The organism is Cellulomonas sp. HZM (genome assembly GCF_000708885.1).
Classification (GTDB): Bacteria; Actinomycetota; Actinomycetes; order Actinomycetales; family Cellulomonadaceae; genus Cellulomonas.
On sequence record NZ_JEOE01000001.1, the window covers coordinates 19,617 to 32,301 of the forward strand.

Consider the following 12,685-nt stretch of genomic DNA (forward strand, 5'->3'; position numbering starts at 1 on the left):
TGCGGATACGGTGGTCACATGCCTGACCAGCCACGACGTCGGACCGGCAGCGCGTGGTTCGACGGGTTCGAGCTCGACGGTGTGACCGACGTCATCGACGTGTGCGACGAGCCCGAGCGTCTGCTCGAGCCCGGGTGGTGGGTGGTGGTCGGCGAGTTCGAGGGCCGTGTGCGTGCGTGGCGCTTCGCCCGCAGGCGCGAGTCGCCGCGTGACGCGGGGCCCGGATGGCCGGGCGTGACCGGCCCGTGGCGGTCTTCGCTGGATCGTGCGGGGTACGTCGCGGCGGTCGAGCGCACGCGTGAGCACATCCGCGAGGGAGACGTCTACCAGGCCAACGTGTGCCGCGTTCTCGAGGCCGATGTGCCCGACGAGCCGGATGCGCGTGCGCTGGGTCGCGTGCTCGCCGCGGGCAACCCGGCGCCGTTCGCCGGCGGCATCCAGGTCCCGGGCGAGGTCTGGGTCGTCTCGGCGTCGCCCGAGCTGTACCTCGACGTCGCCGGCAGCACGGTCACGTCGGCGCCCATCAAGGGCACGGCGCGCACGCCCGACGGTCTGACGGACAAGGACCGCGCCGAGAACGTGATGATCACCGACCTCGTGCGCAACGACCTGCACCACGTCTGCGCACCGGGGACCGTCGAGGTCAGCACGCTGCTCGGCACCGAGCTGCACCCGGGCCTCGTGCACCTCGTCTCGACCGTCCGTGGGCAGCTCGTCCCGACCGACGACCTGTGGTCCGGGCTGCTCGGGGCGACGTACCCGCCCGGTTCGGTGTCAGGTGCGCCGAAGTCCTCCGCGCTGCGCGTCATCGCGGAGGCCGAGCCGGTCGCGCGCGGTCCGTACTGCGGTGCGTTCGGCTGGGTGCACGTCGACGACGACGGACGCACGACCGCTCGCCTCGCGGTCGCGATCCGGACCTTCTGGTGGGCGGACGGCGCGCTGCGCTTCGGCACGGGTGCGGGCATCACGTGGGGGAGCGACCCGGAGACCGAGTGGACGGAGACCGAGCTCAAGGCCGCGCGGCTCGTCGCGCTGGCGTCGGGCGTGCGCGGCGCGCGGGACGGGGCGGCGACGGTGCGAGACTGACCCGATGAGCGTCGTGATCTGGTCCGCGGGAAGGCTGCACGCTGCCGACGACCTCGTCGTGCGAGGCGTCGACCACGGCCTCACCGTGGGCGACGGGGCCTTCGAGACGTGCGCGGTGTACGGCGGCCGGGCGTTCGCCCTGACGCGGCACCTGGCACGGCTCGGTCGCTCGGCGCGCGGGCTCGGGCTGCCGGAGCCCGACGAGGACGAGGTGCGCACGGCCGTCGACGCGGTGCTGGGCGCGCTCCCCGACGCAGGACGGCTGCGCGTCACGTACACCGGGGGACCGGGTCCGCTCGGGTCGAACCGGCTCGCGCCCGACGAGCAGCGTCCGACGGTGCTCGTGCTCGCGGGACCGGCGGTGCGCTCGGAGACGTCGCGCGCCGTCCGGGTGCCGTGGGTGCGCAACGAGCGCTCCGCGGTGGCGGGGCTCAAGACGACGTCGTACGCGGAGAACGTCGTCGCGCTCGCCCGGGCGCAGGAGCAGGGTGCCGACGAGGCCGTCCTCGCCAACACCGTCGGCCGGCTGTGCGAGGGGACCGCCTCGAACGTGCTCGTCGAGCGCGACGGTCGGCTCGTGACGCCCCCGCTCTCGAGCGGGTGCCTCGCCGGGATCACGCGCGAGCTGGTGCTCGAGTGGGGTGCGGACGCGGGCCTGCCGGTCGCCGAGGAGGACCTCGCCTACGACGTCCTCGACGAGGTCGTCGCCGGTGCCGCGCACCTCACGCTCACGGGCTCGATCCGCAACGTGTCGCCCGTGGTGCGCCTCGACGGCACCGAGGTGGCCGCCGGTGAGCTGTCCCTCGAGGTGCAGCGGCTGTTCGAGCAGCGGGCCGCGCTCGACGTCGACCCCTGACAGCGGCGGGGGCGCCTGGTCCCGGACGTGCGACGACCGGCCCCGCGCCGTTGCGGAACCGGTCGTGTGTGACGGTGGCTCAGGCGGTCAGGAGCGCCGCGATGAGTGCCGTGATCTCGGACTCCATCCGGTCGCTCTCGGTACCCAGAGGCACGAGGGCCTCCGTCGCCGCGAGGAACCGGACGATGGGCTCGCTGGGTGCCGCGAGCAGGGCGCTGCCCTCGACGCCGCTGAGCGACACGAGAGCGTAGTCGGGGTCTTCGTCGCGCCAGACCTGCACGTCCCCCGTGCCCGCCGGGACGTCGGACGTGGCGTGCATCCCGAGGGACAGCAGCTCGCGGCCGATGAGCCAGGTCGACATCGTGTGCGGACCCGTGAAGACGGCGCGCACGGTGTAGGGGTCGCTCGTACGGAATGACAGCTCGGCACTCACCGGGACGACGCTCGCGTCGGAGCCGATGAGCTGCATGGCGACGACCTCGACGACGTCGTACGGCTGGGGCGTCATCGGGTCCTCCTTCGGGGGAAGAACTGCTTCGACAAGGGCTGGAGGTCCCATCATGGCAGCGAGAGGGCCGATTTGGACCGCTGTACGAGGCATGTTCACCCGTACGCGTCCGCGTGCGGCTAGGTGCTACCTCCTGGTTTCGGCACATCGAAGGTGGCACTTGAGCGTGGGGGACCGCTCTCTCGCGAGCATCGGTCCAGTTCGTCGCGTCGTCATGCTCCCGGACCAGGCCCGGTTCGGAATCTCGCCGGGATGTGGGTAGCATTCGTAGCCGTCGCCTGAGGGTGACGACCACGTGGGCGATCCGTCGCCCGCGGCGGGCGATTGGCTCAGTGGTAGAGCGCCTCGTTCACACCGAGGAGGTCACTGGTTCGAACCCAGTATCGCCCACCATCGAAGGCCCCGACCGTACGGTCGGGGCCTTCGTCGTGCTCGGCCCTGGCCTGCGCGACGGCCCGTTCGTGGGCCGATGCCCGCTCGCACGGCGAGGTATCCGCGTGAGCGGCTCGCGCGCTCGCCGGTAGCATCGACCGCGGCCCGTCGACCGCGACGGACCGACCACGAGACCGGAGGCCAGGACCGTGCCCGAGCAGATCGCCCTCACCGTCGACGGAACCGCGACCACGGTGGAGCAGGGCACGACGGGTACCGACCTGTTCCGCGACCGGCGCGACGTCGTCGTGGTGCGCGTCGACGGCGAGCTGCGGGACCTGCACCTGCCTATCCCGGCCGACGCGGCAGTCGTCGAGCCCGTGAGCGTGCACGAGCCCGACGGCCTCGCGGTGCTGCGGCACTCGGCCGCGCACGTCCTCGCGCAGGCCGTGCAGGAGGTCAACCCCACCGCGAAGCTCGGCATCGGCCCGCCCATCACCGACGGCTTCTACTACGACTTCGACGTCGAGACCCCGTTCACGCCCGAGGACCTGCGCGAGATCGAGAAGGTCATGGGCCGCATCGTCAAGGAGGGCCAGACCTTCCGGCGCTGGGACGTCACCGAGGCGCAGGCGCGCGAGGAGCTGCGGGACGAGCCGTACAAGCTCGAGCTGATCGGCCTCAAGGGCGATCCTGGCGCGGCGGACGGTGCGTCGGTCGAGGTGGGCCTCGGCGGGCTCTCGATCTACCAGAACGTGCGCGGTGCGGGACGCGAGAGCGAGGCGGTCGTCTGGCAGGACCTGTGCCGGGGGCCGCACCTGCCCTCGACCCGTCTGATCGGCAACGGCTTCCAGCTCATGCGCAGCGCCGCCGCGTACTGGCGGGGCAGCGAGAAGAACCCGCAGCTGCAGCGCGTGTACGGCACCGCGTGGCCGTCCAAGGACGAGATGAAGGCGTACCTCGACCGGCTGGCCGAGGCCGAGCGCCGTGACCACCGGCGTCTGGGCAGCGAGCTCGACCTGTTCTCCTTCCCGGAGGAGATCGGCTCGGGCCTCGCGGTGTTCCACCCCAAGGGCGGCCTGATCCGCATGGAGATGGAGCACTACAGCCGGCGCCGGCACGTCGAGGCGGGGTACTCGTTCGTCAACACCCCGCACATCACCAAGGAGCAGCTGTTCCAGATCTCGGGCCACCTGGACTGGTACGCCGACGGCATGTACCCGCCCATGCAGCTCGACGAGGAGCGCGACGCCGACGGCAACGTGCGCAAGCAGGGCCAGAACTACTACCTCAAGCCCATGAACTGCCCGATGCACAACCTCGTGTTCGCCGCGCGCGGCCGCTCCTACCGCGAGCTCCCGCTGCGGCTCTTCGAGTTCGGCACCGTGTACCGGTACGAGAAGTCGGGCGTCGTGCACGGCATGACCCGGGCGCGCGGCTTCACGCAGGACGACGCGCACATCTACTGCACCCGTGAGCAGATGAAGGACGAGCTCGCCAGCCTCCTGACGTTCGTGCTCGACCTGCTCAAGGACTACGGGCTCGACGACTTCTACCTCGAGCTGTCGACCAAGAACCCCGAGAAGTCCGTGGGCGACGACGCGACCTGGGAGGAGGCGACCGAGACGCTCCGCGAGGTCGCGACCGCGTCGGGGCTCGAGCTGGTCCCGGACCCGGGTGGCGCGGCGTTCTACGGCCCCAAGATCTCGGTCCAGGCGAAGGACGCGATCGGCCGCACCTGGCAGATGTCGACCATCCAGCTCGACTTCAACCTCCCCGAGCGGTTCGAGCTCGAGTACACCGCGCCCGACGGGAGCCGGCAGCGCCCGGTGATGATCCACCGCGCGCTGTTCGGCTCGATCGAGCGGTTCTTCGCCGTGCTGACCGAGCACTACGCGGGTGCGTTCCCGGCGTGGCTCGCGCCCGTGCAGGTGCTCGCGGTGCCCGTCGCCGAGCCGTTCGAGCCGTACCTCGAGGACGTCGTGGCGCAGCTGCGTGCCCAGGGGATCCGGGCCGACCTGGACCGCAGCGACGACCGCTTCGGCAAGAAGATCCGCAACGCCTCGACGCAGAAGATCCCGTTCGTGCTCATCGCGGGCGGCGAGGATGCCGAGGCCGGAGCGGTGTCGTTCCGCTACCGCGACGGGCGCCAGGACAACGGCGTGCCCGTGGCCGAGGCGGTCGAGCGCATCGTCGCCGCGGTGCGCGACCGCGTGCAGGTCTGACGTGCCCGACGTCCCGCTCGAGCCTGACGTCCCGGTCGAGCCCGCGGGCATGCTCGCAGGCGTGCCGGACGGGTTCGAGCGGCTGTGGACGCCGCACCGGATGGCGTACATCGGTGGCGAGAACAAGCCGTCCGACGACCAGGCTGGACCCGGCTGCCCGTTCTGCCGCGTCGAGCACGGTTCCGACGAGGACGGCCTCGTCGTGGCGCGCGGGACGCTCGCGTTCGTCGTGCTCAACCTGTACCCGTACAACTCCGGGCACCTCCTCGTGTGCCCGTACAGGCACGTGGCCGACTACACGGACCTGACGCCTGACGAGGCCGTCGAGGTCGCTGAGCTGACCCGCACCGCGATGCGCGTGCTGCGCGCGGTGTCGGCGCCGCACGGCTTCAACCTGGGCATGAACCAGGGGGAGGTCGCGGGCGCCGGCATCGCGGCGCACCTGCACCAGCACGTCGTGCCTCGGTGGGCCGGCGACTCCAACTTCCTGCCGGTCGTGGGGCGCAGCCGCGCGCTGCCGGAGCTGCTCGCCGACACGCGCGCACGCCTCGCGGCGGCGTGGCCCGCCGCCGACCAGGCCTGACCCGGGGGATGATCGAGCCGTGCTGAACCGACTGCGTGGTGCCATGACGCGCCTGTTCACGCCCGTGGCCGACGCGCTGCTGCGCGCCGGGGTGTCGCCCGACGCGGTGACGATCACCGGGACGATCGTCGTGGTCGCGACGGCGCTGTGGGCGTTCCCCACCGGACACCTGCTCGTCGGGACGCTTGTCATCGCGGTGTTCGTGCTGACCGACTCGCTCGACGGCGTGATGGCGCGCCGTGCGGGGCGCTCGGGCCCGTGGGGCGCGTTCCTCGACTCGACGCTCGACCGGTTCGCCGACGCCGCCATCTTCGGCGGCCTCGTGCTGTGGTTCACGGGCGGGGGTGACGACCGGGTGGCGGCGGTCCTCGCGCTCGTCTGCCTGATCCTCGGGTCGATCGTCCCGTACGCGCGCGCACGCGCCGAGGGGCTGGGGATGACGGCCTCGGGCGGGATCGCGGAGCGGGCCGACAGGTTGCTGCTCGTGCTGGTCGCGACGTTCGTCGTCGGCCTCGGCGCGTCGGACGTCGTGCTCGTCGTGGTGCTGGCCCTCCTCGCCGCGGCGTCCGCGGTCACGGTCGTCCAGCGGATGGCGATGGTGCGCCGCCAGGCCGTCGGGACGGACGGGTGAACGCCGCGCAGGGGTACGCGCTCGCGTGGCGCGTCGCCGGGCGGCTCCCGGGCGTGCTGGTGCGGTGGGGCTTCGCGGTCGCGGCCGACGTCGCGTGGCTGCGGCACGGCTCGGGCGTGCGGCGGATGGAGGCCAACTACGCGCGGATCCGCCCTGACCTCGACTCGCGCGGCGTGCGGCGCCTGTCGCGCACCGGCATGCGCTCCTACATGCGCTACTACGCCGAGGCGTTCCGGCTCGGCTCGTACACGCGCGAGCAGGTCGACGCCCGCGTGTCGACGAGCGGTCGCGAGCACCTCGACCCGGTCCTGGAGGCGGGTGGCTCGGTCGTGCTCGCGCTCGGCCACCTCGGCAACTGGGACCTGGCGGGCGCCTGGGCGACCCGCCACCTCGCGCCGGTGACCACCGTGGCCGAGCGGCTCAAGCCCGAGGAGCTCTTCCAGGAGTTCCTGGCGTTCCGCGAGAGCATCGGCCTGCGGATCCTCGCGCTGGGCGACGGCGACGTCTTCCGCGACCTGGTGCGCACGGCTCGGACGGAGAAGGCGGTGATCCCGCTGCTCGCGGACCGTGACCTGACGAGCAAGGGAGTCGAGGTCGACCTGTGCGGCCGGCGTGCGCGCGTCGCTGCCGGGCCCGCCGCGCTCGCGATCACCTCCGGTTCGATCCTGTGCGCGACCGCGATCACCTACGAGCGGCTGCGCGGCGCACGCCGCCGGGCCGCGGGCTCGCCGTGGGGCATCCACGTGCGTTTCCACCCGCCGGTCGAGGTGCCGGACGTGCCGCGCGCCGAGCGCGTCGCGGTCATGACCCAGCGGTGGGTCGACGACCTGTCGCAGGACATGGTCCGCGCGCCGCAGGACTGGCACATGCTGCAGAAGGTCTTCGTCGAGGACCTGGACCCCGAGCGCTACGCCGCCACGCTCGCCGCGGAGGGCGCGTGAGCACGGGGCGGCCCCTGCGGGTCGGGATCGTCTGCCCGTACTCGTTCGACGTGCCCGGGGGCGTGCAGTTCCACGTGCGCGACCTCGCGGAGGCGCTCATCGGCCGAGGTCATGACGTGTCGGTGCTCGCTCCCGCGGACGAGGACACACCCGTCCCGCCCTACCTGACGGCCGCCGGACGGGCCGTCCCGGTCCGCTACAACGGGTCGGTCGCGCGCCTGACGTTCGGTCCGGTGACCGCGGCGCGCACGCGCAAGTGGCTCCAGGCCGGCCAGTTCGACGTGCTGCACCTGCACGAGCCCGTGACGCCGTCGCTGTCGATGCTGGCGCTGTGGATCGCCGACGGACCCGTGGTCGCGACCTTCCACACCTCGACCGAGCGATCGCGCTCGATGCAGCTCGCGTTCCCCCTGGTTCGGCAGTCGCTCGAGAAGATCTCGGCGCGCATCGCGGTGTCGGAGGACGCCCGCCGCACGCTCGTCGACCACCTCGGCGGTGATGCGGTCGTGATCCCCAACGGCGTGTACGTCGACGCGTTCGCGAACGCGCAGCCGGACCCGCGGTGGACCGGCACGCCGCAGGCGCCGACGATCGCGTTCCTCGGTCGGCTCGACGAGCACCGCAAGGGTCTGCCGGTGCTGCTCGGTGCGGTCGGCGAGGTGCTCGACCACGTGCCCGGCGCGCGGTTCCTCGTCGCGGGCCGCGGCGAGAGCGGGGCGGCCCAGGCCGCCGAGGTGCTCGGCGAGCGCGCGGGTGCGGTCGAGTTCCTGGGCGGCGTGTCCGACGAGGACAAGGCGGCGCTGCTCGCCTCGGTCGACGTGTACGTCGCGCCGCAGACCGGCGGGGAGAGCTTCGGGATCGTCCTGGTCGAGGCGATGAGCGCCGGCGCGGCGGTCGTCGCGAGCGACCTCGGCGCCTTCTCGCGCGTGCTCGACGACGGCGCCGCGGGCGTCCTGTTCCGCACGGGTGACAGCGCCGACCTCGCGCGCACGCTCGTCGAGGTCCTCGCGGCGCCCGCACGCCGCGCCCAGGTGGTCGCGCACGCGAGCTCGGTGGTGCGCCGCTACGACTGGTCCGCCGTGACCGACCAGGTGCTCGCGGTGTACGAGATGGCGGTGGCCGGCCGCGACGCACCCGTCGGCGAGGACCCCTCGTCGCTGCGTGGGGCGAGGCTGCTCGAGCTGCGACGCGGACGGGGTGAGACGCGATGAGGTGGTCCGAGACCGCGGTGCTGGTCATCGCGATCGTCGCGTTCCTCGGCTGGTGGCTGTGGGTCGCGGCGAACCGCCTCGACCGCTTGCACCGCAAGGTCGGTGCGGCACGTGCCGTCGTCGACACGCAGCTGGTCCGGCGCGCGACCGTCGCGGCGGAGCTCGCGACCTCCGGGCTGCTCGACCCCGTGAGCTCGGTGCTCGTCGGGGAGGCGGCCCGCGCGGCCCTGTCGGCGGGCGGCACCGACGCGGAGACGTCGCCCGCGCTCCCGCCCGAGCTGCGATCGCTCCTGGCCGACGAGGCCCCCGGACCGGTGCAACGCTCGTCGCTCTCGGAGCGCATCGGGGAGCGCGGTCGCATCGAGACCGAGCTGTCCCAGACCTTGCGCGAGGTGCTCGACGAGCCCGACGAGGTCGCGGCGCTGCGCTGCGAGCCCGGCGGTGACGAGCTGCTCGACGACCTCGGGTCCTCCTGGTACCGCGTGCAGCTCGCGCGCAGGTTCCACAACGAGGCCGTGGCGCAGACCCTGCGTGTGCGTCGGGGACCGGTGGTACGCCTGTTCCGGCTCGCCGGGCATGCGCCGTCGCCCCGGACGCTCGAGCTCGACGACGAGTGGCCGGACGCTCTCGGCCGCCCCGGCGTGCGCTCGGCGGACGCCGGTTCCTGACCCTCGGACGCACGTCGGAGCACCCCGGGGCCTGCGTCTACGATGACGGGGACGGCCTCGCCCGCGCGTGGCCGACCCCTTTCGCACCCTCTTCCGCACCACGATCTGTGAGGCTCGACGTGACCAGCGAGAACACCCAGCCCGCTCCCACCGCCGCAGGTGCCGTCGGCACCGCGCGGGTCAAGCGCGGCATGGCCGAGATGCTCAAGGGCGGCGTCATCATGGACGTCGTCGACGCCGAGCAGGCGAAGATCGCCGAGGACGCCGGCGCGGTCGCCGTCATGGCGCTCGAGCGGGTCCCGGCGGACATCCGCGCGCAGGGCGGCGTCGCGCGCATGAGCGACCCCGACCTCATCGACGGCATCGTCGAGGCGGTCTCGATCCCCGTCATGGCGAAGGCCCGCATCGGCCACTTCGTCGAGGCGCAGGTCCTGCAGTCGCTCGGTGTCGACTACGTCGACGAGTCCGAGGTGCTCACCCCCGCGGACTACGAGCACCACATCGACAAGTGGGCGTTCACCGTCCCCTTCGTCTGCGGAGCGACGAACCTGGGCGAGGCGCTGCGCCGCATCACCGAGGGCGCGGCGATGATCCGCTCCAAGGGCGAGGCCGGCACGGGTGACGTCTCCAACGCGACGACGCACATGCGCACGCTGCGTGACCAGATCCGCCGTCTGACGTCGCTCCCCGAGGACGAGCTGTTCGTCGCGGCCAAGGAGCTGCAGGCGCCGTACGAGCTCGTCAAGGAGGTCGCGGCCGCGGGCAAGCTCCCGGTCGTGCTGTTCACCGCGGGTGGCATCGCCACGCCGGCGGATGCGGCGATGATGATGCAGCTCGGTGCCGAGGGCGTCTTCGTCGGCTCGGGCATCTTCAAGTCCGGCAACCCGGCGCAGCGCGCCGCCGCGATCGTCAAGGCGACGACGTTCTACGACGACCCCGACGTCATCGCGAAGGTCTCGCGCGGCCTGGGCGAGGCCATGGTCGGCATCAACGTCGAGGACGTCCCCGAGCCGCACCGGCTCGCCGAGCGGGGCTGGTGACCACCACGCCGCAGCGGTCGGAGGCCGCGGACGACCCGTCCGCGGCCTCCGCCGCATCCGGGCGCCCGTCGTCGGCCGGCGGGGGACCGGTGCACGCGCTCGGACCGGAGTGGGTGCTGGGCGAGGACGGCCTGCGGTTCCGGCGCGCGGCGCGCGTGATCCTGCTCGACGAGCACGACCGCGTGCTGCTCGTTCGCGGGCACGACGCGGACCAGCCCGAGCGGTCCTGGTGGTTCCTCGTCGGCGGCGGCATCGACGCGGGCGAGGACGCCGAGCAGGCCGCGCTGCGCGAGGTGCTCGAGGAGACCGGCATCGCGTTGGCCGCGGGCGACCTCGTCGGACCGGTGCTGACGCGGTCCGCGATCTTCGACTTCTTCTACGAGCACTGCCGCCAGGACGAGGAGGTCTTCCTCGCACGCGTGCCGGCGTCGGCCTTCGTCGAGGGGGACCGCAGCCGCTGGACCGAGCTCGAGCGGGACCTCCTCGACGAGATGCGCTGGTGGTCGCTCGACGACCTGGGCGCGGTGGAGATCGAGGTGTTCCCCGAGGGGCTCGCGGATCTCGTGCGAGACCTCGTCGGCGGCTGGGACGGGAACGTGCGGCACCTGGGGCTGCAGCGCGACTGACGGGCGACGACGCGCGGCTCAGGTGACCGTCGACCGCGCCGCCCAGCGCTCGTCGTGCTGCTCGCCACCGGCCAGGACCGCCGCGAGCTCGAGGGCCGCCGTGAGCATCTGCGCGTGCGTCAGGTACGGCGCGGCCACGCCCAGCCGGACGACGTCCGGTGAGCGGAAGTCGCCCACGACGCCTCGAGCGATCAGCGCCTGCGTGACGCCGTACGCGTCGGGGTGCCGCAGGGCGACCTGGGAGCCTCGGCGGGCGTCCTCGTGCGGGGAGGCGATCTCGACGTCCGGCACGAGCGCCTCGACGCACTTGCGCAGGAACGCGGTGAGCGAGAGCGAGCGGGCGCGGACGTCCGCGACCTCGACGCCGTCGAACGCGTCGAGCGCGGCCTCGAGCGCGAGCAGCGACAGCATCGGCGTCGTCCCGACGCGGGCGCGCGAGATCCCGGTGGCCGGTCGGTAGCCGGGGCTCATCGCGAACGGGTCGGCGTGGCCCTGCCAGCCGGCGAGGACGTTCGCGAAGGACTCCTGGTGACGTCGCGCGACGTAGAGGTACGCGGGGGAGCCCGGGCCTCCGTTGAGGTACTTGTACGTGCACCCGACCGCGAGGTCGACGCCGTGCTCGTCGAGGCCCACGGGCACCGCACCGGCCGTGTGGCACAGGTCCCAGACGGCGAGCGCACCCGCGTCGTGAGCTGCTCGGGTGATGCCCGCCATGTCCCACAGCCGGCCGACGCGGTAGTCGACGTGCGAGAGCAGCACGGCAGCGACGTCGTCCGTCCCGGCGAGGCGTCCGGGCACGTCCTGCGGGACCACGTGCTCGACGGTCCACCCCACCTGTGCTGCGACCGCGTCCACCATGTACAGGTCGGTCGGGAACGAGCCCGGGTCGGTCAGCACCGTGCGGCGTCGCGGGCGCATCGCGGCCGCCGCGTGCAGCGCCTGGTGCAGACGGACGCTCGTCGACTCGCCGACGACGACCTGCCCGGGTGCCGCACCCACGAGCCGGCCCACGCGGTCGCCCACGCGCAGCGGGGCGTCCCACCAGTCGTGCGTGTTCCACGACGCGATGAGGTCGCGGCCCCACTCGCGCTCGACGACGTCTCGCACGCGCTCCGCGACGCCGCGTGGGAGCGCGCCGAGCGAGTTGCCGTCGAGGTAGACGACCCCGTCGGGCAGGTCGAACCTGTCGCGCAGGTCGGTGGCCGCGTGCTGCTCGTCGAGGGCGGCGGCGCGGGTGCGGAGGTCGTCGGCGTTCACGAGCGCGAGCCTACGACCGTGGGACCGGCCGACCCGGGACGCCCGCCCGACCTAGGATGGCCGACCGTGACAGCACCCACGATCGGAGTCCTCGCCCTGCAGGGCGACGTGCGCGAGCACGTGCACGCGCTCACGAGCGTCGGAGCGGCCGCGGTGCCGGTCCGCCGGCGCAGCGAGCTCGACGCGGTCGACGCCCTCGTGATCCCCGGCGGCGAGTCGACCACGATCGACAAGCTGCTGCGCGCGTTCGAGCTCTTCGCTCCGCTGCAGGACCGGCTGCGCGCGGGGATGCCGGCGTACGGCTCGTGCGCGGGCATGATCCTGCTCGCGGACCGGGTGCTGGGCGGCATCGAGGGGCAGCGCACGCTCGGCGGCGTCGACGTCACCGTGCGGCGCAACGCGTTCGGACGGCAGGTCGACTCGTTCGAGACCGACCTGACGATCGACGGCGTCGACGACGGCCCGATGCACGCCGTGTTCATCCGTGCGCCGTGGGTCGAGGAGGTCGGTCCGGCCGCGAAGATCGTCGGCCGGGTGGAGTCCGGCCCTGCCGCCGGTAGGATCGTCGCGGTCCGCCAGGGTCCGCTCCTCGTGACGTCCTTCCATCCAGAGGTCACCGGGGACACCCGGGTGCACCGTCTGTTCGTCCAGATCGTCTCCGAGAGCCAGGGGTAGGCGCAG

13 protein-coding genes and 1 tRNA gene are annotated in these 12,685 nt (G+C 73.0%); 12 read left to right on the plus strand and 2 right to left on the minus strand.

Features of this window, described 5'->3' with window-relative positions; genetic code table 11:
• The first annotated feature begins 18 nt into the window (after window positions 1-18).
• Together AW16_RS0100110 and AW16_RS0100115 are read left to right on the plus strand one after the other, a co-directional pair.
• The gene (locus AW16_RS0100110) at window positions 19-1,086 is read left to right on the plus strand and encodes a chorismate-binding protein (protein WP_081861376.1); all 1,068 of its coding nucleotides are present in this window, start codon (window positions 19-21) and stop codon (window positions 1,084-1,086) included.
• Window positions 1,087-1,090: 4 nt separating this feature from the next.
• Entirely contained in the window at window positions 1,091-1,942 is an 852-nt protein-coding gene (locus tag AW16_RS0100115; protein ID WP_029287037.1) for an aminotransferase class IV, read from the plus strand.
• Window positions 1,943-2,021: 79 nt separating this feature from the next.
• Here the strand turns inward: AW16_RS0100115 and AW16_RS0100120 are convergent, their stop codons facing one another.
• Window positions 2,022-2,450, minus strand: a complete 429-nt coding sequence (locus AW16_RS0100120) for an SsgA family sporulation/cell division regulator (RefSeq protein WP_029287039.1) — start codon at window positions 2,448-2,450, stop codon at window positions 2,022-2,024.
• A 318-nt stretch (window positions 2,451-2,768) separates the two neighbouring features.
• Here AW16_RS0100120 and AW16_RS0100125 point away from each other — a divergent pair.
• From AW16_RS0100125 to AW16_RS0100165, 9 genes are all read left to right on the plus strand, one after another.
• Window positions 2,769-2,843: transfer RNA gene (locus tag AW16_RS0100125), tRNA-Val, on the plus strand.
• A gap of 188 nt (window positions 2,844-3,031) precedes the next feature.
• Complete coding sequence (thrS, locus tag AW16_RS0100130; RefSeq protein ID WP_029287041.1) at window positions 3,032-5,047, plus strand: threonine--tRNA ligase; 2,016 nt, start codon at window positions 3,032-3,034, stop codon at window positions 5,045-5,047.
• Window positions 5,048-5,096: 49 nt separating this feature from the next.
• Window positions 5,097-5,630, plus strand: a complete 534-nt coding sequence (locus AW16_RS0100135) for an HIT domain-containing protein (RefSeq protein ID WP_051681564.1) — start codon at window positions 5,097-5,099, stop codon at window positions 5,628-5,630.
• Between the two features lie 19 nt (window positions 5,631-5,649).
• Window positions 5,650-6,261, plus strand: a complete 612-nt coding sequence (pgsA, locus tag AW16_RS0100140) for a phosphatidylinositol phosphate synthase (protein ID WP_029287045.1) — start codon at window positions 5,650-5,652, stop codon at window positions 6,259-6,261.
• Complete coding sequence (locus AW16_RS0100145) at window positions 6,258-7,202, plus strand: phosphatidylinositol mannoside acyltransferase (RefSeq protein ID WP_029287047.1); 945 nt, start codon at window positions 6,258-6,260, stop codon at window positions 7,200-7,202. The genes pgsA and AW16_RS0100145 overlap by 4 nt, the downstream gene beginning before the upstream one ends.
• Window positions 7,203-7,216: 14 nt before the next feature.
• Entirely contained in the window at window positions 7,217-8,413 is a 1,197-nt protein-coding gene (locus AW16_RS0100150) for a glycosyltransferase family 4 protein (protein WP_197021521.1), read from the plus strand.
• Entirely contained in the window at window positions 8,410-9,081 is a 672-nt protein-coding gene (locus AW16_RS0100155; protein ID WP_029287051.1) for a hypothetical protein, read from the plus strand. The genes AW16_RS0100150 and AW16_RS0100155 overlap by 4 nt, the downstream gene beginning before the upstream one ends.
• A gap of 119 nt (window positions 9,082-9,200) precedes the next feature.
• The gene (gene pdxS / locus AW16_RS0100160) at window positions 9,201-10,121 is read left to right on the plus strand and encodes a pyridoxal 5'-phosphate synthase lyase subunit PdxS (RefSeq protein WP_029287052.1); all 921 of its coding nucleotides are present in this window, start codon (window positions 9,201-9,203) and stop codon (window positions 10,119-10,121) included.
• Window positions 10,118-10,747: an NUDIX domain-containing protein gene (locus tag AW16_RS0100165; RefSeq protein ID WP_081861377.1), complete on the plus strand. Its 630-nt coding sequence runs from the start codon at window positions 10,118-10,120 to the stop codon at window positions 10,745-10,747. Before pdxS ends, AW16_RS0100165 begins: the two co-directional genes overlap by 4 nt.
• 18 nt (window positions 10,748-10,765) lie before the next feature.
• On the opposite strand, the gene kynU is transcribed toward AW16_RS0100165, so the two are convergent.
• Entirely contained in the window at window positions 10,766-12,004 is a 1,239-nt protein-coding gene (kynU, locus tag AW16_RS0100170) for a kynureninase (RefSeq protein ID WP_029287056.1), read from the minus strand.
• Between the two features lie 66 nt (window positions 12,005-12,070).
• Between kynU and pdxT the strand changes: the two genes are divergently transcribed.
• On the plus strand, window positions 12,071-12,679 hold the full coding sequence (pdxT, locus tag AW16_RS0100175; protein ID WP_029287057.1) for a pyridoxal 5'-phosphate synthase glutaminase subunit PdxT: 609 nt from the start codon (window positions 12,071-12,073) through the stop codon (window positions 12,677-12,679).
• Window positions 12,680-12,685: the final 6 nt, after the last annotated feature.

Bases quoted from the DNA above. Each gene is read 5' to 3' on its own strand.
- AW16_RS0100155 (WP_029287051.1), top strand. From the start codon at position 8,410: ATGAGGTGGTCCGAGACCGCGGTGCTGGTCATCGCGATCGTCGCGTTC.
- AW16_RS0100115 (WP_029287037.1), top strand. From the start codon at position 1,091: ATGAGCGTCGTGATCTGGTCCGCGGGAAGGCTGCACGCTGCCGACGAC.
- AW16_RS0100135 (WP_051681564.1), top strand. From the start codon at position 5,097: ATGCTCGCAGGCGTGCCGGACGGGTTCGAGCGGCTGTGGACGCCGCAC.
- AW16_RS0100120 (WP_029287039.1), bottom strand. From the start codon at position 2,450: ATGACGCCCCAGCCGTACGACGTCGTCGAGGTCGTCGCCATGCAGCTC.
- AW16_RS0100110 (WP_081861376.1), top strand. From the start codon at position 19: ATGCCTGACCAGCCACGACGTCGGACCGGCAGCGCGTGGTTCGACGGG.